Annotated in this window: 17 protein-coding genes, 1 tRNA gene and 1 other RNA gene; 12 read left to right on the top strand and 7 right to left on the bottom strand. The window is 74.1% G+C overall.

Annotation, left to right across the window (positions count from 1 at the left end):
* Positions 1 to 20 precede the first annotated feature (20 nt).
* Together ABT295_RS12805 and ffs are read left to right on the top strand one after the other, a co-directional pair.
* Positions 21 to 105, top strand: a tRNA-Ser gene (locus tag ABT295_RS12805).
* Positions 106 to 208: 103 nt separating this feature from the next.
* Positions 209 to 305, top strand: an RNA gene (ffs, locus tag ABT295_RS12800) — signal recognition particle sRNA small type.
* 5 nt (positions 306 to 310) lie between these two features.
* Here the strand turns inward: ffs and ABT295_RS12795 are convergent.
* Positions 311 to 1393: a LacI family DNA-binding transcriptional regulator gene (locus tag ABT295_RS12795; protein WP_352394798.1), complete on the bottom strand. Its 1083-nt coding sequence runs from the start codon at positions 1391 to 1393 to the stop codon at positions 311 to 313.
* 73 nt (positions 1394 to 1466) lie between these two features.
* On the opposite strand from ABT295_RS12795, the gene ABT295_RS12790 reads away from it, so the two are divergent.
* Positions 1467 to 2681 carry an MFS transporter gene (locus tag ABT295_RS12790; protein WP_352394797.1) on the top strand — a complete coding sequence of 405 codons (1215 nt, stop codon included), beginning with the start codon at positions 1467 to 1469 and terminating at the stop codon, positions 2679 to 2681.
* Between the two features lie 154 nt (positions 2682 to 2835).
* On the opposite strand, the gene ABT295_RS12785 is transcribed toward ABT295_RS12790, so the two are convergent.
* The 6 genes from ABT295_RS12785 to egtB form a co-directional block, all read right to left on the bottom strand.
* Entirely contained in the window at positions 2836 to 4032 is a 1197-nt protein-coding gene (locus ABT295_RS12785; protein ID WP_352394796.1) for a GNAT family N-acetyltransferase, read from the bottom strand.
* A gap of 53 nt (positions 4033 to 4085) precedes the next feature.
* Positions 4086 to 5507: a hypothetical protein gene (locus tag ABT295_RS12780; RefSeq protein WP_352394795.1), complete on the bottom strand. Its 1422-nt coding sequence runs from the start codon at positions 5505 to 5507 to the stop codon at positions 4086 to 4088.
* 13 nt (positions 5508 to 5520) lie between these two features.
* Positions 5521 to 6177, bottom strand: a complete 657-nt coding sequence (locus ABT295_RS12775; RefSeq protein ID WP_352394794.1) for an ABC transporter ATP-binding protein — start codon at positions 6175 to 6177, stop codon at positions 5521 to 5523.
* A 131-nt stretch (positions 6178 to 6308) separates the two neighbouring features.
* Positions 6309 to 6770 carry a DUF3817 domain-containing protein gene (locus tag ABT295_RS12770; RefSeq protein ID WP_352394793.1) on the bottom strand — a complete coding sequence of 154 codons (462 nt, stop codon included), beginning with the start codon at positions 6768 to 6770 and terminating at the stop codon, positions 6309 to 6311.
* Positions 6771 to 6945: 175 nt separating this feature from the next.
* Positions 6946 to 7926 carry an L-histidine N(alpha)-methyltransferase gene (egtD, locus tag ABT295_RS12765; RefSeq protein WP_352394792.1) on the bottom strand — a complete coding sequence of 327 codons (981 nt, stop codon included), beginning with the start codon at positions 7924 to 7926 and terminating at the stop codon, positions 6946 to 6948.
* A complete protein-coding gene (gene egtB / locus ABT295_RS12760; protein ID WP_352394791.1) occupies positions 7923 to 9212 on the bottom strand; it encodes an ergothioneine biosynthesis protein EgtB in 1290 nt (429 codons plus the stop codon). Before egtB ends, egtD begins: the two co-directional genes overlap by 4 nt.
* A gap of 199 nt (positions 9213 to 9411) precedes the next feature.
* On the opposite strand from egtB, the gene ABT295_RS12755 reads away from it, so the two are divergent.
* The 9 genes from ABT295_RS12755 to ABT295_RS12715 all read left to right on the top strand — a co-directional run bounded on the left by ABT295_RS12755 (position 9412) and on the right by ABT295_RS12715 (position 19417).
* Positions 9412 to 12234, top strand: coding sequence for a DNA polymerase III subunit gamma and tau (locus ABT295_RS12755; RefSeq protein WP_352394790.1), 2823 nt, complete (start codon positions 9412 to 9414; stop codon positions 12232 to 12234).
* Positions 12235 to 12310: 76 nt separating this feature from the next.
* The gene (locus tag ABT295_RS12750) at positions 12311 to 13069 is read left to right on the top strand and encodes a class I SAM-dependent methyltransferase (RefSeq protein ID WP_352394789.1); all 759 of its coding nucleotides are present in this window, start codon (positions 12311 to 12313) and stop codon (positions 13067 to 13069) included.
* A gap of 23 nt (positions 13070 to 13092) precedes the next feature.
* Positions 13093 to 13767: a lysophospholipid acyltransferase family protein gene (locus ABT295_RS12745; RefSeq protein WP_352394788.1), complete on the top strand. Its 675-nt coding sequence runs from the start codon at positions 13093 to 13095 to the stop codon at positions 13765 to 13767.
* 45 nt (positions 13768 to 13812) lie between these two features.
* The gene (gene nicT, locus ABT295_RS12740) at positions 13813 to 14913 is read left to right on the top strand and encodes a Nickel transporter NicT (protein WP_352394787.1); all 1101 of its coding nucleotides are present in this window, start codon (positions 13813 to 13815) and stop codon (positions 14911 to 14913) included.
* A gap of 98 nt (positions 14914 to 15011) precedes the next feature.
* The gene (recR, locus tag ABT295_RS12735) at positions 15012 to 15611 is read left to right on the top strand and encodes a recombination mediator RecR (RefSeq protein ID WP_345508066.1); all 600 of its coding nucleotides are present in this window, start codon (positions 15012 to 15014) and stop codon (positions 15609 to 15611) included.
* 126 nt (positions 15612 to 15737) lie between these two features.
* Positions 15738 to 16325: a DUF5063 domain-containing protein gene (locus ABT295_RS12730; RefSeq protein ID WP_352394786.1), complete on the top strand. Its 588-nt coding sequence runs from the start codon at positions 15738 to 15740 to the stop codon at positions 16323 to 16325.
* 128 nt (positions 16326 to 16453) lie between these two features.
* A complete protein-coding gene (locus ABT295_RS12725; protein WP_345508068.1) occupies positions 16454 to 17725 on the top strand; it encodes an aspartate kinase in 1272 nt (423 codons plus the stop codon).
* A gap of 113 nt (positions 17726 to 17838) precedes the next feature.
* Positions 17839 to 18963 carry a WD40/YVTN/BNR-like repeat-containing protein gene (locus ABT295_RS12720; RefSeq protein ID WP_352394785.1) on the top strand — a complete coding sequence of 375 codons (1125 nt, stop codon included), beginning with the start codon at positions 17839 to 17841 and terminating at the stop codon, positions 18961 to 18963.
* Between the two features lie 235 nt (positions 18964 to 19198).
* A complete protein-coding gene (locus tag ABT295_RS12715; protein WP_352394784.1) occupies positions 19199 to 19417 on the top strand; it encodes a hypothetical protein in 219 nt (72 codons plus the stop codon).

Below are 19417 nucleotides of genomic sequence, written 5' to 3'. Positions count from 1 at the left end.
CCTCGGGTAGCCTCCCCCACGGAGGATTCGCATAGTGGCCTAGTGCGCACGATTGGAAATCGTGTTGGGATAAAACCCTCGGGGGTTCAAATCCCCCATCCTCCGCCCGAGACGGCCCCCGTCGCGCCCAGCGCGCCGGGGGCCGTCGTCGTTCCCGTCACTCGTGCGGGCGGATTTCCGGCTGACGGGGCCCCGGCATACACTGGCCGTCGGCACCCCGCGTGGTGGTACCTCTCCGAACTCCCCCAGGGCAGGAATGCAGCAAGGGTAGGAGAGCTCTTCCAGGTACGCGGGGTGTCCCTTTTCCCGGTCAGCCGGCCTCGGGCGGTGGGGCCGTCGTGGTGCCCGCGCGGAGCGCCACCGGGGAGTTCGTGCTCCGTGGCCGGGTGCCGTCGAGGCGCCGCCGCACGAGGGTGCCGATGAGGCGCCCGCGCTCGCGACCCTGCTGGTCCATGGTCGTGATGCGGTGCGGGAGCCAGGGCAGGTCGACCCCGTCGAAGCCGGTGACGCTGACGTCCGCGGGCACCTGCAGGCCGAGCTCCTCGGCCGCGACGATGACGCCGGCGGCGATGACGTCCGACTGCGCGACGATGGCCGTCGGGCGTTCGGCCGCCGGCACGTCGAGCAGGGCGCGGCCCAGGGCGATGCCGCCCTCGACCGACGAGCCGTCGCCGGTCTGCACGACCGGGGCGCCGGGGCCGAAGACGTCGCGGAAGCCGAGCACCCGGCCGATGCTCGGGATCTGGACGTCCGCCTCGCGCACGCGCTCCTCGCGGATCGGACCGGGCTCGCCCATCGGGCCGAGCGGCATGGCGACCGACGCGACCCGGCGGTGCCCGAGGGCCCGCACGTGCCGCGACACCTCCGCGAACGCGGCCCGCTCGTCGATGCGCACCTGGGTCACGCGGCGGTCGGCGGGCACGCCGGTGCTGAACATCGGGATGCCGCGCGCGGCCAGGTGGTCGACGGCCGGGTGGTCGCCCGGCCCGCAGAGCGAGAAGACGACGGCGTCGAGGGCGAGACCGGCGAGCTGGGGCACGACGGCCTCGACGTCGTCGCTGGGCTGGGCGAGGAGCAGCATGCCCGTCGGCACCCGCTCGAGCTCCTCGGCGAGCCCGTCGAGCACGGCGACGGCGAACGGGTCGCGGAAGGCGGCCTGCAGCCGGCCCTCGACGAGCACGCCGACGGCACCGGCGCGGCCCTGGCGCAGCGAGGAGGCCAGCGGGTTGGGGCCGGTGAAGCCGAGCTCGTCGGCGGCCGCGCGCACGCGCTCGGCCGTGGCGGTCGCGACCGGGCCCTTGCCGCTGAAGACGAGCGACGCGGTCGACACCGAGACGCCCGCGCGGTCGGCGACGTCGCGGAGCGTCGGGCGGGCTTGACCGTGGGCGACCATGGGAGGCATGCTATCGAAACGTTTCGAGTCGAATCGATTCGAACCCTGATCGTCACCCTGAGAGGCTTGTCGCATGTCCGCCGCCGCCAGCGCCCCGCCGGCACCCGTCGTCCGCACCGCCCGCAACGCCGTCTTCACGGCCTTCGCCGTCAACGGGGCGGCCTTCGCGGCCTTCGCCTCCAGGGTTCCCGACCTCAAGCACGAGCTCGGCCTCTCCGCCGGCGAGCTCGGCGTCACGCTCCTCGCCGCGTCGCTGGGGTCGGTGCTCGGCCTGCCCCTGTCGGGGTGGATCGTCCACCACCTCGGCGCGGCCCGCACGCTCCTCGGTGCCGCCGCGGTGCAGAGCGTCGGCCTCGTCGGGGTCGGCATCGGCGTCGACGTCGTGCACGAGCGCGCGGTCGTCATGGCCGGGCTCTTCCTCGTCGGCATCGGGGTCGGCGTCTTCGACGTCGGCATGAACCTCGAGGGCGCCTCGGTCGAACGGCTGCTCGGCCGGGCGATCATGCCCCGCTTCCACGCGGCCTTCAGCGGCGGCACCGTCGTCAGCGCGCTCATCGGCGCCGGGCTCTCGGCCCTGCACGTCTCGATCGCGGCCCACCTCGTCGGCGTCGTCGTGATGGTGCTCGGCATCACGCCGTGGTTCCTCCGCGCCTTCCTGCCCCGCTCGGTCGAGGTCGACGAGTCCGGCGCCGAGGTGAAGCAGAAGGCCGGCATCGCCTCGGCGTGGCGCGAGCCCCGCACGCTCCTCATCGGCGTCGTCGTGCTGGCGGCCGCCTTCACCGAGGGCACCGCGAACGACTGGATCGGCGTGGCGCTCGCCGACGGCTACGGCCTCGAGCGCTGGGTCGGCGTCGTCGGCTTCGCCGTCTTCCTCATCGCGATGACGGCCGGCCGACTCGTCGGCACCCGCGTGCTCGACAGCCGCGGCCGGGTGCCCGTGCTGCGGGTCCTCTTCGTCGCCGCCGTCGTCGGCTGCGTGCTCGTCGTCTTCGGCGGCCCGGTGCTCGCCTTCGTCGGTGCGGCGATCTGGGGCATCGGCGCGAGCCTGGGCTTCCCGGTCGGCATGAGCGCGGCCGCCGACGACCCGGCGCGCGCGGCCGCCCGGATGAGCGTCGTCTCGACGATCGGCTACACCGCGTTCCTCGCGGGCCCGCCCCTGCTCGGCTTCCTCGGCGACCACGTCGGCATCCTGCGCTCGCTGCTCGTCGTCGGGGCCATGGCCGTCGTCGCCCTGCTCGCGCTGCCGGCGGTGCGCGAGCCGCAGGTCCGGGAGCGAGCCTCCGCCTGACGCGTGAGGTTCCCGCCGGGGTCGGCGGTCGTTCGAGGTATGCCGCCGGGCCGGGCAGCGAGGTCCCACCTCGACCCGCCGGGGTCGGCGCTCGGTCGAGGTGTGCCGCCGGGCCGGGCAGCGAGGTATCACCTCGACCCGCTGGGGTGAGGGCTCAGAAGTACTCGGTGATGTAGGGGGTGCAGGCGAAGACGGCGTCGAGCGCGGCGTCCCCGTCGGCGGTGCCGCCCGTCGCGAGCCCGGCCTGCCGGAGCCGCGAGACCGACCAGCCGCACCAGAGCGCCGAGAGGCCGCGAGCCCCGACGTGCAGGGCCGAGCCGGCGGGCTGGTCGCCGGTGCGGGTCGCGGTGCCCCGGCCGTCGCGCACCTCGAGGTGCCAGGCGCCGGCGTTGGCCGGGGCCTCGGCGTCGTCGACGACGAGCTCCGCGTAGACCGCGAGGGGCGCCGCGAAACCACGGCCGGCGACCGCTGCGGCGAGGTCGACGACCCGGCCCATCCACGGGACCTGGCGCACCTCGGTCGCCGGGAGGCCGCCCAAGGCGAGCGCCACGGGGTCGCGCGGGTCGAGGAAGGTGTGCACGGTGGGCGTGGCCGACGAGCCCGAACCGACGACGCCCCAGAGGGTCGCGGCCGTCGCCGGGGAGCCGGCCACGAGCTGCTCGACCGTGAGGGCCTCCTGCGACAGGTCGTAGACGACGAAGCCGTCGTCGACGACGTAGCTCGTGAGCTCGCCGCGACCGAGCTCGTCGGCCAGTCGCTCCGCCGACGGCAGCATCGGCCCGCTCACGGCATGCCGCGTCTGGGCCTCGCGGGCGAGCGCGTGGAGGGCGGCCGCGTCGTCCGGGGTGGCGCTGCGCACGGTGGCGTCGCCACCCGGCAGGGCGCCGAGGGCGCCGAGGGCCCCGAGGGCGCGGAGGTGGTGGCCGGCATACGTGCTGCGGGTCTGGGTGCCGCCGATCTCGTAGCCCGACCGGCGGTAGAGCGTGGCGGTCGTCGGGAAGAGGCACGAGACGACGTCGCCGAGCTCGCCCATCCGCGTGATGAGCGCGCGGGTCAACGTGGTGGCGACGCCGCGGCCGCGCGCGCTCGGTTCGACGTAGACCCCGGCCACGCCGCCCATGCGCAGGTGGCGGCCGCCCCAGGCCTGCTCGAACGGCCGGATGCGTCCCGCGCCGAGGATCGTGTCGGTCTCGTCGACGACGGCGATCATCCGTCCGCCGAGCGTCTCTGCCGAGACGCGCTGCCACCACGTGTCGCCCCCGCTGCCCAGCGGGCCGAAGGAGCGGCTGCGGATCGTGAGGACGGCGGGCAGGTCGGACTCGACGACGTCGCGGGTGCGCAGCTCGCTCATGCACCCGAACCTAACGAGTGCGCGCCCGGAGCCGCGACCGGGACGCCGAGCGCTCAGGCGCGGTGCTCGTAGGTGAGCCGGCGCACCCGCGAGACCGCCCACGCCAGCACGGCGTAGACGATCCAGCTGACGGCCGAGAGCCACGTGTAGCTGCCGGACTTGGTGAACACCGCCACGAGCGAGCCGAGGACGACGACGGTGAGGGCGGGAACGGCATACCAGGCGACGACGACCTGGGGTCGCAGCATGAAGGTCGGCGAGCCACGGAAGGCGGCGAGCACATTGCCGGCCACGACGAGCACGAGCACGAGCCACAGCGACAGGAGGGTCGTCACGGTGAGCGTGCCGGACGTCGCGGCGACGGCGAGCCAGCCGCCGAGGACGAGGGCGGTGAGGACCGTCGGCACGACGACGTGGGCCACGGCCTCGGTGACCTCGCCCGTGCCGAGCAGCGAGGGCGTGCCGACGTTGTCGGCCTGCAGGCGCAGTCCCTCGGCCCACGCCCCGAAACCGAGGTAGAGCGGCAGCAGGCCGATCGTCGCGGCGATGCTCGGGGCGGCCGGCTGGGTGAACGCCCACGTGACGATCGCGGCACCGAGCAGGGTCAGCCCGAGGCCCGAGAGGAAGGCGCCCGGCGTGCGCCGCAGCCCCAGCACGTCCCGGCGGACGAGCACCCCGAAGGGACGGCCGCCGCGCAGGCGGGCCGAGCGGCCGTGGTGCACGGGGCGGGCCAGCGCGAGCCGGGCGGTGCGGAGGTTGCCGGTGAGAGCCGAGCCCGCCACGGTCGAGGTGTTGGCCGAGTGCGCCCGGAGCGACTCGGCGTGCAGCTCGCGCAGGGCGTCGGGCACGCGCCAGAGCAGGGTGAGGCCGCGGTCGGGGCCGGGCCAGGAACGCACCTGCGACCACAGCCAGAGCCGGACCGTGAGCACCCCGAGCGCGGTGCCTGCGAGGGTGGTGACGACGATCGTGCCGATGCCGGCGAGCTGGGCGAAGGCGAGACCGGCGCCCATCGTCAGGCCGCTGAGCGCCCCGACGAAGAGGCCGCCGACGGCGGCGTAGCGCCACCAGCGCCGCAGCGCGAGCGCCCGGTCGAGCGGTGCGGCGAGCACGAGGTCGATCCACGGCATCGGCGGCACGACGGGGCCCCGGAACCGGCCGGCGAAGACGACGGCGCCGAGCAGTGCCGCGACCGAGGCGACGAGCAGCGCGATGGCGACGGGCGAGCGCAGCTGCTCACCGAGCGAGCCGGCATCGGTCGTGCGGAACACCGTCTGCACGATGGGCAGCCCGTAGACGAGGGCGCCGAGGAAGAGGACGTAGCCGGCGTAGAGCCCCTGCTGGCGTGCCTTGCGCGCGGCCTCGCCGCCGATGACCCAGTCGGCCTGGCCGAGCAGGTCGTGGTCGTCGTACTCGACGAGCGCGACGTCGTCGTGAAGGTTCGGCTCGTCGGGGTCCGGCTCGGCGTGGGGGCTCATCGGGCGGCCCCGGTCACCGGGCGGGCACGACGTCGACGACCCCGGTGGCGAGGCTCGCCGTGAGCTCGGGGTCGTGGCACGCCATGACGACGGTGGCGCCCGCGGCCGTGCGCTCGCGCAGCAGCTCGGCGACGACCTGGCGCTTGGCGGTGTCGAGGCGCTGCTCCGGCTCGTCGAGCAGCACGACGCTCGCAGGGCGGGCGAAGGTCAGGGCGAGGCGGAAGAGCTGCTCCTGGCCGGAGGAGAGCTCGTGCGGGAAGCGGTCGTCGAGGTGGGCGACGCCGAGGCGGTCGAGCAGGGCCAGGCCGCGCTCGTCGGAGGTCGCGGGCTCCCCGCCCCACGTCGAGTCGACGAGGACGAGGTGGTCGATGAGGGTGAGGTCGCGATACGTCGTGGGCGCGCCGAGCAGGGCGGCGACGGCGGCGCGCACCGCCCGGTCGCGCTCGTCGGCGTCGCGGCCACCGATCGTCGCGGTGCCCGTGGTCGGGGCGAGCAGGCCGCCGATGATCCGCAGCAGCGTCGTCTTGCCCGACCCGTTCGGCCCGCGCAGCACGACGCACTCGCCGGGGTCGGCGGAGACGTCGGTGGGCAGCAGCAGGGTGGTCTCGTCGATCGTCTTGCCGACGCCCTCCGCGCGCACCTCGCCCGTCAGCACCGCGACCGCAGCCATGCATCCGTCCCTTCGTCGTGCCTCGTCGTGCCTCGTCGTGCCTCGTCGATCCGGTCGAGCTCTCGGACGTCACCGTATGCCGTGCGCCTCCGAGCCCGCTGACCGCCGCAGGCGCCGGCTTCGGGAGTGGCTCAGCCCTGCGTGCCGACGGGCGGGCCGACGACGAGCGCCACGCCGGTCAGGGCGAGCACGGCCACGACGCCGACCCCCACGGCCACGAGCGGGCGCGCGAGCAGTGCGGCGACGACCCGCTCGGCGGGGTTGCGCGGCGCCTCGCCGTCGCGGCCGAGCCGCCAGCCGCCGTCGAGCCGGCCCCGGCGCTCGAGGCGGCGCTCCCACCACACGGTGAGGAAGGGTGGGACGGCGCTGAGCAGCCCGAGCACGCCCTCGCGGGCGCTCCACCGCTGGTTGACCCAGAGCAGCACCGTCACGAGGCAGAAGGCGATGAAGACGACGCCGTGCACGAGGCCGAAGACGCGCACGCCCAGGTCGGTCGTCCTCGTCCCGTACTTGAGCACCATGCCGAGCAGGAGCAGGGCCCACGTCACGACCTCCGCGAGGGCGAGGCGGCGGTAGAGGGCGCGAGGGGTCATGCGGGTTTCTCCTACGTCGTGTCGTACTCGAGTCGCCCCAGTCTCACCCACGCCGCGCCGGATCGCCCAATCCGGCCCCGCACCAGCAACACACCGAGCAGGTCACAACCCACCGGCATCCGATCCCGGTGTGTCATGACTTGCTCGGTGTGTTGCGAAGGAGGCGACCGGGGCGCTACGGAAGACGGCGGGCGAGGGTGAGGGCGAACTCGTCGGCGGGGTCGGTCCACGTGCGCTCCGCCTCGAAGCCCGCGGCCGCGAGCTCGTCGCGCAGCCGCTCGGGGCGGAACTTCGTCGAGATCTCCACCCGGATCTCCTCGCCGTGGGCCAGGTCGACGACGAGGTCGGCACCCGGGATCGTGACGCGGTGCGGCATGTCGGCCCGCAGGCGCAGGTCCATCCGCTCCTGGCGCGGGTCCCAGAACGGCACGTAGGAGAAGGCCTCGACGTCGAAGTCGGCGCCGAGCTCGCGGTTCAGCACGTGCAGGCAGTTCGTCACGAACGCCGCCGTGACGCCCTCGGCGTCGTCGTAGGCGGCGATCAGCCGGTCGGAGCTCTTGACGAGGTCGGTGCCGAGCAGGAACCAGTCGCCGGGCTCGAGGCTGTCGTGCAGCGCGCCGAGGAAGGCCGCGCGCTCCTCGACGTAGAAGTTGCCGATCGTGCCACCGAGGAAGGCGACGAGCCGGCGCCCGCCGCGGGGGAGGTGCCCGAGGTGCAGGGTGAAGTCGCCCACGAGCGCCTCGACGCGCACGGTCGGGTAGCGCTCGGACAGCATGGCGGCGGCGTCGCGCAGGGTCTGCTCCGAGACGTCGACGGGGACGAAGCGCTCGAGGCTGCCGGCGGCCGCGAAGGCGTCGAGCAGGGTGCGCGTCTTGTCGCTCGTGCCGCTGCCGAGCTCGACGACGGTCGTGGCGTCGCACGCGGCCACGATGTCGTCGGCGTGCTCGCGCAGGATCGCCCGCTCGCACTCGGTCGGGTAGTACTCCGGCAGCCGCGTGATGCGGTCGAAGAGGTCGGAGCCGGCGTCGTCGTAGAGCCACTTCGGCGGCAGCGTGCGTGGCTGCGACCCCAGGCCACGGCGCACGTCGGCGACGAGTGCCCCGGCCGCCCAGTCGGGGTCGAGGGCGACGGTGACGACGGGCTCGGGCCGGCTCATCGGCGGGCACCCCCGTCCGCGAGGCGCACGCCGCTCAGGGCCCACCGCGAGCCGGGCGGGAAGAAGTTGCGGTAGCTGAGCCGCGCGTGCCCGGGCGGGGTCAGCGCGCACCCGCCGCGCAGGACCATCTGCCCCGACATGAACTTGCCGTTGTACTCACCGATGGCTCCGGCCGGCGGGTGGTAGCCCGGGTAGGCGAGGTAGGCCGAGCTGGTCCACTCCCAGCAGTCGCCGAAGACCTGGCGCAGGTGGCCGGTCGCCGGACCGGCCGGGCGCGGGTGGAAGGTGGTGCGGTCGGCGAGGTTGGCGGCCTCGGGCGACGGCTCGGCCTGGCCGTCGGCCACCACCGCGTGCTCCCACTCGCCCTCCGTGGGCAGCCGCTTGCCGGCCCACGTCGCGTAGGCGTCGGCCTCGTAGTGGCTGACGTGGCTGACGGGCAGCCCCGGGTCGACGGGCCGGGTGCCGCTCAGGGTGTGCTCGAACCAGACGCCGTCGACCTCGCGCCAGTAGAAGGGGGCGCGCCACCCCTCGTCACGCACCTTCCCCCAGCCGTCGGAGAGCCACAGCTCGTGGCGCTCGTAGCCCCGGTCGGCCATGAAGTCGAGCCACTCGCCGTTCGTCACGAGCCGGTCGGCGAGCCGGTAGGGCTCGAGCCACTGCTGGTGGAGCGGCAGCTCGTTGTCGAAGCCGAACCCGCCACCCCGGTGCCCCACCTCCACGAGGCCGCCCTCGACGTCGACCCAGCCGAGCGCGTCGGGTGCGGACGGCGTGAGGGGCGTGCCGGCATACACGGGCTGGAGGGGGTTGACCGAGAGCACGTGCTTGATGTCCATCAGGAGCAGCTCCTGGTGCTGCTGCTCGTGGTGGAAGCCGAGCTCGATCGTCGAGGCGAGCTTCTCGAGGGAGCCGCCGTCGAGGGTCGTCACGAGGTCGCGCATGCGCGCGTCGACGTCGGCGCGGTAGAGGCCGACGTCGTGGGCGCCGGGGCGCGTGACGTGGCCCCGCTCGGCCCGGGCGTACCGGGGGCCGACACCCTCGTAGTAGCTGTTGAAGAGGAACCAGTACTGGTCCTGGAACGGCTTGAACGACGGCTCGTGCTGCGCGAGCACGAACGTCTCGAAGAACCACGTCACGTGCGCGCGGTGCCACTTCGTCGGCGACACGTCGGGCATCGTCTGGACGGTCTGGTCCTCGGGCGAGAGCGGGGCGGCGAGCGTCTCGGTATGGGCGCGCACCTCGTCGTAGCGGGCGACGATCGTGTCGGCGTCCCAGGTCGGGTCGGGCATGGGTGACCTCCTCCGTCCGGCTGCGGGCGCACCCTGCGCCCCGAGCCGGTGCATCGAGCCTAGGCATACCCGCCGACAACCGCCCCTCACCCGGCGACCCGTCAGAACCTGTCCACCCTGCGGCCGCGGCCACGGGCCGCGCCACCGGCCCCCCTCGGCCGCGTTCCCGGCGTCGGTCCCGACGGTTAGGGTTTCGGGCATGGCCACCGCCCTGTACCGCCGCTACCGGCCCGAGAGCTTCGCCGACGTCATCGGCCAGGAGCACGTGACGGAGCCGCTCATGCAGGCGCTGCGCACGGGTCGGGTCAACCACGCCTACCTCTTCAGCGGCCCGCGCGGCTGCGGCAAGACGACGAGCGCGCGCATCCTCGCGCGCTGCCTCAACTGCGAGCAGGGCCCGACCCCCACCCCGTGCGGCACGTGCGACTCGTGCGTCGCCCTGGCCCGCGGCGGGTCCGGCTCGGTCGACGTCATCGAGATCGACGCGGCGAGCCACGGTGGCGTCGACGACGCGCGCGACCTGCGGGAGCGGGCCAGCTACGGCCCGGCGCAGAGCCGCTTCAAGATCTACATCATCGACGAGGCGCACATGGTGACGCCGCAGGGCTTCAACGCGCTGCTCAAGATCGTCGAGGAGCCGCCGGAGCACGTGAAGTTCGTCTTCGCGACGACCGAGCCGGAGAAGGTCATCGGCACCATCCGCTCGCGCACGCACCACTACCCGTTCCGCCTCGTGCCGCCGGCCAAGCTGACGAGCTACATGGAGCGCCTCCTCGAGTCCGAGCACGTCGCGACCCAGCCGGGCGTGCTCAGCTTCGTCACGCGGGCGGGCGGCGGGTCGGTGCGCGACTCGCTCTCGGTGCTCGACCAGCTCATCGCCGGGTCGGGTCCCGAGGGCCTCACCTACGACGGCGCCGTGTCGCTGCTCGGCTTCACCGACGAGGAGCTGCTCGACAGCACCGTCGACGCGCTCGCGGCCGGCGACGGCGCCGCGACGTTCCGGCAGGTCGACAAGGTCATCGAGTCGGGTCACGATCCCCGCCGGTTCGTCGAGGACCTTCTCGAGCGGCTGCGTGACCTCATCATCGTCGCCGCCGTGCCCGAGGGCGTCGCGCAGGTGCTCCGCGGGGTGCCCGAGGACCAGCTCGAGCGGATGCGCGTGCAGCAGTCCGCGTTCGGGCCCGGCGCCCTCTCCCGCGCCGCCGACATCGTCAACACCGGGCTCACCGAGATGACCGGGGCCACCGCCCCCCGCCTCCAGCTCGAGCTGATCTGCGCGCGCATCCTGCTGCCCGCCGCCTCCGGGGAGCAGGGGTATGCCGCCCGCCTCGACCGCCTGGAGCGCCGGCTCGACGTCGGTGGGGTCCCCAGCGCCGCCCGCGGTGACGTGGCACCGGCCGCTCCGCCCGCCGGTATGCCGCTGAGCGCACCTCCGGCCCCGCCCGCCACGCCCGCTGCCGCCCCCGGTGGTCCGGTCGTCTCGGCCCCCGCGCGCACGGTCGCCGACTACACGCCGCCCTCCAGCGGTGTGACCCGTGGCGACGGTCCGGCCCTCTCGGCCGGTGGCATGGGCGGTGGCGGGCGCAGCTCGGCCGTCCCGGCCACCGAGGGTGCGGCCGCACCAGCGGGTCCAGTGGGTCCCACCGCACCCGGCGGATCGGGCGGACCCGGTGGACCCGGTGACGCCGGTCGCGTCGACGCGGCCCGCGCCGAGGTGGGGGCGCCACCGGTCGTGGCGCCCAAGGAGTCGGTCGGCGGTCCCTCGGCGGTCGACGAGCCCGGTGTGACCGCCACCCACCTCTCCGGCGCCGCGCCGGAGGGTGAGTCGCAGGCGTCCGGCGGTGGGCAGCCCGCGGGACCGGGCACGGGACGGAACGCCGGACCGAACGCCGGCCCGGACGCCCGGCCCGACACCGCGCAGGGTGCCTTCGCGGGCGCCTCCACGGGTGCCTCCACCGGTCCCTCCACGGGCGAGGCCCCGGCACCGGCCGGCGGCATGGACACCGACGCGATCCGCCGGGCCTGGCCGAACGTGCTCGGGCGGATCTTCACCATGCGCCGGCTCACCTGGACCTTCGTCTCGCAGAACGCGCAGGTCACGGCGTTCGACGGGCGCACCCTGACCCTGGGCATCGCGACGGCCGGGCTGACGCAGACCTTCCGGGCCGGCAACCACGCGGACATCGTGCGGCAGGCGCTCATCGACGAGCTCGGGGTGGACGCCGTCGTCGACGGCGTGCACACCGAGGCGGTCTCGCAGCAGCAGCCCGTCGCGCCCCCGGCCGGGTCGGTGCCGCCGGGCCCGCCCGACCCGCCGACCAAGGGCATGCCCGCCGACGGCGTCGGGCAGGCCGGCCCGGCGGCCCCTTCGTCGGACGGCGGCGGCGCCCGCCCGTCGTGGGGCGACGCCGGGGCAGGGCACGAGTCGGGTCCCGCCGGCGCGTCGGGCCCGCCGGGCTCGTCAGGCTCGGGGGCGGACGGGACCGGCCCGAACGCCTCTCACGGCTCCGGCTCCGGCCGGGGCAGCGGTCCGAACGCGGTCTCCGGTGCCGGTCCGGCCATGACGGGACACGGTGGCGGCGCCGCCCAGCGGGGTGCCACGGCGCTCGCGGACGCCGGGCTCAGCCCGGTCGCCGGTCGCTCCCTCGAGGACAACGCCGGCTGGGGGTCGGCCACGGGCCCCGCCCCCGAATGGGCGACCGGGCCGACGCCTGACGCGGCCGGCCCGCAGGCCGCCGCGACCGCGACCAGCACCCCGGCAGCGTCGGCCCCCGGCCAGGCGGACAGCGCCCCGACCCACTCCGCCGTCCGCGGCGCGAGCGCCGTGCGCCAGTCGTTCGCCGCCGCGCGCTCCCGCTCGGCCGGGTCCCGGCCCAGCGACGACGAAGAGCCGCGGCCCCCGATGACCGACGACTCAGCCGTGAGCGCGGACGACGAGGACATCGAGCAGTCGGGCGACGTGGGCCGGGCCGTCATCGAGAAGGTGCTCGGCGGCCGCGTCGTGCAGGAGCTCGGCGACTGACCCGCCGGATCCCGGGCGGGGTTGGGATCTCGACGATTTCGCGCCCGCGCCCGAGGCCCGGCGGTAGCGTGCCAGCGTGACCTTCGAGGTTGCGGCAGAGGCCTACAACCGTTTCATGGGACGGTACTCGGGCCCGCTCGCCACCCGCTTCGCCGACTGGTCGGGCGTGGCCCGCACCGGCCGGGCGCTCGACGTGGGCTGCGGGACCGGCGCGCTCACGCGGGTGCTCGTCGACCGGCTCGGCGTCGACGGGGTGTCGGCGGTCGACCCCTCCGCGCACTTCATCGCCGCCCTGCGTCGCGCCTTCCCGACGCTCGACGTGCAGACCGGGGTGGCCGAGCACCTGCCCTACCCGGACGACCTCTTCGACGTCACCCTCGCCCAGCTCGTCGTGCACTTCATGCGCGACCCCGTCGGGGGACTGCGCGAGATGGGCCGGGTCACCCGGCCCGGGGGCACGGTCGCGGCCTGCGTCTGGGACCTCGCGGGGGACGACGGTCCGTTGCACACGTTCTGGCAGGCGGCGCGCGAGCTCGACCCCGAGGCCGCCGGCGAGGGCGACCTGCCGGGCGCCCGCGAGGGGCAGCTCGCCCAGTTCTGCGACGCCGCCGGCCTCGTCCTCCTCGAGGACTCCCTGCTGACCGTGGTCGTGCGGCACGACACGTTCGAGGAGTGGTGGGAGCCCTACACCTTCGGCGTCGGCCCGGCCGGCGACTACGTGCACGGCCTCGACGAGCCCGCCCGGGCGGCCCTGCGCGACCGCTGCCGGCAGCTGCTGCCACCCGCGCCGTTCGAGGTGCGCGCGTCGGCCTGGGCGGTCCGCGCCCACGCCTGAGCCCGGGCCCTAGGCTGTCAGCCATGTTCTACAGCCTCGGGCGGTCCGCGCTCTACCCGATCACCCATGCGCTGTACCGCCCGACGATCGAGGGCAAGGAGAACATCCCCCGGGAGGGCGGCGTCATCGTCGCGAGCAACCACCTGTCGTTCATCGACTCCTTCGCCATCCCGCTCGCGTCACCGCGCCAGGTGCGGTTCCTCGCCAAGGACGAGTACTGGACGGGCAAGGGGGTCGGTGGCTTCCTGCGCAAGGGCTTCTTCACGGCGGTCGGCATGGTGCCCGTCGACCGGCACTCGCCGACGGCCGCGCAGGAGAGCCTCGACACCGCGCTCGAGCTGCTCCGCGACGGCGACGCGTTCGGCATCTACCCCGAGGGCACCCGATCGCGCGACGGACGGCTCTACCGCGGTCGCACCGGGGTGGCGTGGCTCGCGCTCACCGCGCAGGTGCCCGTGGTGCCGGTCGGGCTCATCGGCACCGAGGACATCCAGCCCGTCGGCGCGCGCTTCCCCAAGCTGGCCAAGGTGACCGTGCGCTTCGGCGCGCCGATCGGCGTCGAGGAGTATGCCGGCATGCCCGCGGGCAAGGCCCGTCGCCTCCTCACCGACCGCGTCATGGCCGCGATCGCGGAGCTGAGCGGGCAGGAGCGCGTCGACGCCTACAACGAGGTGCCGAGCGCCGAACCAGGCGTCTGACTCGCCCCGTTGCAGATGCGACCCAGTCGCATCTAGCGTGGGCCCGTGACGCTGACACCCACGAGGACCCGCCCCACCCTGCTCCAACGCCTGAGCCGTGGTGAGCGTCGCAGCCTCCTCGGCATGGCCGGCTTCGTGCTCCTGCTCCACGTCGTCGGCTGGGGTCTGCTCGTCGGCGTCGTCGCACCCCACGAGTACCGGGTCGCGGGGCAGCTCTTCGGGGTCGGCCTCGGCGTCACGGCCTACACGCTCGGCATGCGCCACGCGTTCGACGCCGACCACATCGCCGCCATCGACAACACGACGCGCAAGCTGATGAGCGAGGGGCAGCGCCCGATGAGCGTCGGCTTCTGGTTCAGCCTCGGCCACTCGTCGGTCGTCTTCATCATGGTCGCGGTGCTCGCCTTCGGCGTCCGGGCGCTCGCCGGTGCGATCGAGGACGACGGCTCCACCCTGCAGCAGGTCACCGGGGTGTGGGGCACGAGCGTCTCGGGTGTCTTCCTCGTCCTCATCGGCCTCATCAACCTCGTCGCGCTCGTCGGCATCCTCAAGGTGCTGCGCCGCATGCGCGCCGGCCACTACGACGAGGCGGAGCTCGAGCGGCAGCTCGACAGGCGCGGTCTGCTCAACCGCGTGCTCGGGCGGGTCACCCGGGCCGTGACGAAGTCGTGGCACATGTATCCCGTGGGACTGCTCTTCGGCCTCGGCTTCGACACGGTGACCGAGGTGGGGCTGCTCGTCATCGCCGGTGGCGCCGCCGCGGCGGCCCTGCCCTGGTACGCCGTGCTCACCCTCCCCGTGCTCTTCGCCGCCGGCATGTCGCTCCTCGACAGCATCGACGGCTCGTTCATGAACTTCGCCTACGGGTGGGCGTTCAGCAAGCCGGTGCGCAAGATCTACTACAACCTCACCGTCACGTCGCTGTCGGTGGCCGTGGCGCTCGTCATCGGCGTCATCGAGCTGGGCGGGCTGCTGGCCGAGAAGCTCGACGTCACGTCCGGACCGCTCGGGTGGGCGGCCTCGATCGACCTCGGGCAGGTCGGCTTCTGGATCGTCGGGCTCTTCGTCGTGACCTGGCTCGTGGCGCTCGCGGTGTGGCGCTTCGGGCGCATCGAGGAGCGGTGGTCGGCGGCACTTCCCGACTGAGGCCTCCCGCGCACCACCGGAGGGCGTCCGCCCCGGGCGGGCCCTCCGGGCCGGAGCGGCGGTCCGCGGCACGGCCTCGCGAGGCTTAGGGTTGCGGTGTGTACGAAGGCGCGGTCCAGGACCTCATCGACGAGCTCGGGCGACTCCCCGGGGTCGGCCCCAAGAGTGCCCAGCGCATCGCCTTCCACCTGCTGCAGGCCGACTCGGAGGACGTGACGCGGCTCGTCTCGGCGCTGACCGAGGTCAAGGCCCGGGTGCGCTTCTGCGACGAGTGCGGCAACGTCTCCGAGGCCGAGAAGTGCCGCATCTGCGCCGACCCGCGCCGCGACCACACGGCGATCTGCGTCGTCGAGGAGCCCAAGGACGTCGTCGCCATCGAGCGCACCCGGGAGTTCCGCGGCACCTACCACGTGCTCGGCGGGGCGATCAGCCCCATCGACGGCGTCGGCCCCGACGACCTGCGCGTGCGCGAGCTGATGACCCGCCTCGCCTCGGGCGAGGTGACCGAGGTCATCATCGCGACCGACCCCAACCTCGAGGGCGAGGCGACGGCGACCTACCTCAGCCGCCTGCTGCGCGACGTGGGTCTCACCGTGACCCGACTCGCGTCCGGCCTGCCCGTCGGCGGCGACCTCGAGTATGCCGACGAGGTGACCCTCGGGCGGGCGTTCGAGGGCCGGCGCCGCGTCGACGCCTGAGCCGACCGGGGTCACGGCCGGCCACGGTCGGCCACGGTCGGCCACGGTCGACTGCACGAGCGACGCCATGAGCGAGGGCACGACCGGCCCGCGACCCGGCGGCACGGCATACGGCATGCTGGGGGCATGACTGACGAGCAGGTGACCGCCGACGTCGCGTCCGAGATCGACGACCTCTCCGGGCTCGCCGACCTCACGGCGGCGGAGGCGAGCGCGTTCCTCACCTCCGTGACCGAGGTCGCCTCGGGCAGCTCGCCCGAGACGGCGCTGCCGATCCTCACGCTCGCGCTCTCGCAGGTGCTCGTCGCGGGGGCGCGGCTCGGCGCGATCCAGGACGTCGTTCCGGAGGAGCGGTTCGAGCCCGACGCCGCCGACGACGACGCCGACCCGCTGCGCACGGGGCTCGCGAACGTCTTCGCCGGCATCGACGACTACGTCTACGTCATCGACCCGATCACGTCGTCCGACCGTGCCGACGGCTCGATCACGAACGACCTCGTCGACGTCGCCGTCTCGCTCAGCCACGGGCTCAAGCACTACGCCGAGGGCCGTCGCGTCGAGGCCCTCTGGTGGTGGCAGTTCGGCTACCTCGCCCACTGGGGTGACCGCGCCATGATGGCGCTCCGCGCGCTGCACTCGATCCTCGCCCACCTGCGCCTCGACGCCGACGACGAGGTCGTCGGCGAGGCGGAGTTCGACGCGCTGCACCCCTGACCGGCGCGAGATCGTCCGGTCGCGCGGCCGACGGCGCGGACGTCTCACCATCGTGACGTCCCGGTGGACGCCCAGGGCGCGAGCCTAGACTCGGGGCACCGCAGCCCCCGAGGAGATCCGGAGCCAGTGTGAGCATCGTCGTCCAGAAGTACGGCGGTTCGTCCGTGTCCGACGCGGAGGCCATCAAGCGCGTGGCCCGCCGGATCGTGGAGACCCAGCGCGCCGGCCACTCCGTGTGCGTCGTCGTCTCGGCCATGGGCGACACGACGGACGAGCTGATGGACCTCGCCGAGCAGGTGACGCCCGCGCCGCCCGCGCGCGAGCTCGACATGCTCCTCACCTCGGGCGAGCGCATCTCGATGGCCCTCGTGGCGATGGCGATCGCCCAGCTCGGGGCCGAGGCCCGCTCGTTCACCGGCAGCCAGGCCGGCGTCATCACCGACGACGCCCACGGTGCGGCCCGCATCATCGACGTCACCCCGGGGCGCATCCAGAGCGCCCTCGCCGCCGGTCACATCGCCATCGTCGCGGGCTTCCAGGGCGTCAGCCAGACGACGAAGGACATCACCACCCTCGGCCGCGGCGGCTCCGACACGACCGCCGTCGCGCTCGCGGCCGCCCTCGAGGCCGACGTCTGCGAGATCTACACCGACGTCGACGGCGTCTTCACCGCCGACCCCCGCGTGCTGCCGAGCGCGCGCAAGCTCGACGTCCTCTCGATGGAGGAGATGCTCGACCTCGCGGCCAACGGCAGCAAGATCCTGCACCTGCGCTGCGTCGAGTACGCGCGCCGCTACGGCATCCCCATCCACGTGCGATCGTCGTGGTCGCAGAGGGCCGGCACGTGGATCAAGGACAACCCCTACGAAGGAGAAGGCGCTGTGGAAGCTCCGATCATCGCCGGCATCGCCCACGACCGCAGCGAGGCCAAGATCACCATCGTCGGTGTGCCGGACCGCGTCGGGGTGGCCGCCAAGATCTTCGGCGCCATCGCGGAGTCGGGCATCAACATCGACATGATCGTGCAGAACGTGTCGGCCGCCGAGACGGCGAAGACCGACATCTCCTTCACCCTCCCGCAGGCCGACGGCGCCCGCGGCATGCAGGTGCTCCAGTCGATCAGGCACGAGGTCGACTACGCCGACCTGCGCCTCGACGACAAGATCGGCAAGATCGCCCTCGTCGGGGCGGGCATGAAGAGCCACCCCGGCGTCTCCGCGAAGTTCTTCGGGGCGCTCGCCGAGGCCGGCATCAACATCGAGATGATCTCGACCTCCGAGATCCGCGTCTCGGCGGTGACGCGTGCCGAGCAGCTCGACGACGCCGTCCGCGCGGTGCACACCGCGTTCGGGCTCGACTCGGCCGACGAGGCCATCGTCTACGGCGGCACCGGGCGCTGACGCACCCGGCCTCCGGGCCCGGCCGGTGCGGGCAGCCGCGTCGGCCGGGGCCGCGAGAACCGGGCGCTCGTGAACCTGCCCGCGCGGCGTCGGCAGGGCTAGGTTCGCGAGGTATGAGAACTCCCACGCGAAGCGTCCTCGTCGTCGCGGCCACGGCCGCACTGCTGGCCTCCTCCACCGCCGGGTATGCCGCCACCCCCACCCGTGGCAGCGACGGGCACGACCACGGTCACGTCCACGGTCACCACCACCCGACGGCGTACGCCTGGCGCATCACGCCCACCGACACGACGGCGCGCTTCCGCGGCCTCGCGCCCGTCTCCCGGAAGGTCGCGTGGGTCAGCGGCACCGACGGCACGGTCCTGCGCACGACCGACGGCGGGCGCAGCTGGCGCGACGTCAGCCCGCAGGGCCTGGGCACGGAGGCCCTGCAGTTCCGCGACATCGAGGCCTTCGACTCCCGGCACGCCGTGATCCTGTCGATCGGCGAGGGTGAGGACTCGCGGATCCTCGTCACCCGTGACGGCGGAGCGAGCTGGACGGAGTCGTTCCGCAACACCGACCCGGCGGCCTTCTACGACTGCATGGCGTTCAGCTCGCCGCGCAAGGGGCTGGCGCTCAGCGACCCGGTCGACGGGAAGTTCCGTCTCGTCGAGACCTCGGACGGGGGCCGCTCGTGGCGTCTCGTCGACCCCGCGGGGATGCCGGCCGCGCAGGCGGGGGAGTTCGCCTTCGCCGCGTCGGGCACGTGCCTCGCGGCAGGGCAGGGAGACCGGACCTACCTCGTGAGCGGCGGGGTCGACCCGGCACGGGTCTTCACCTCGACGAACCGTGGACGCACGTGGACCGTGGCCGACAGTCCGGTGGCGGGCGGGGCCTCCGCCGGCATCTTCTCGGTGGCGTTCCGCGACGCGCGCCGCGGCGTCATCGTCGGTGGCGACTTCGAGACGCCGACCGGCGCCGTCGACAACGCGGCGTGGACCGCGGACGGCGGGCGCACGTGGACCAAGTCGCGCACCAACCCGTCGGGCTACCGGTCGGGGTCGGCGTGGGTGGCCCACACCCGCTCCACGGTCCTCGCGGTCGGACCGACGGGCTCGGACGTCTCGACCGACGGCGGCCGCTCGTGGTCGACCTTCGACACGGGCAGCTTCGACGCGGTCGAGTGCACGCACGACGGCGCGTGCTGGGCCTCCGGGGAGCAGGGCCGGGTCGGCGTCCTCACCCGCCACCGCTGACGGCAGGTCCATCGAGTCGCACGTGCGGGGTGCCCACCCGACGCGTCCGTCGGGTGGGCACCGGACGCCCGTCGAGTGCCCACAGGGCCAGGACTGCGCGGAGGGCGCAGACGCGGAGGGCTCCAGGGTGCGGGCGGTGGCCGGTGCGGTGCAGGCGGGTTCATCCGCCGGGACCGTGGGTATGGTCGGAGGACCAGTGTCACCAACTTGCTCGGGGCGATAGGCGATGACAGACGTGACCCCTCACGAATCCCACCTCCAGAGCGACGGCTCGGTCTTCCCACCCGTCACCCCCGACCCGCCTCCGTCGCCGGGTCAGCCCGAGGTCCGGGTGCCCGACCTCGTGCCGGTCGCGAGCCCCGACGGGCCCGACAAGGAGGCGTCGTCGCGGGAGTCCACCGACGCGTCGTCCGAGGTCGCCGGGGTGCACTCGGACGAGGAACCGACGGACTGA

Origin of the sequence: Terrabacter sp. NPDC000476, from assembly GCF_040300125.1 — a bacterium.
Lineage (GTDB): Bacteria > Actinomycetota > Actinomycetes > Actinomycetales > Dermatophilaceae > Terrabacter.
The sequence above is the reverse complement of the archived record's forward strand: the minus strand, read 5'-3'. Positions and strand labels throughout refer to the sequence as shown.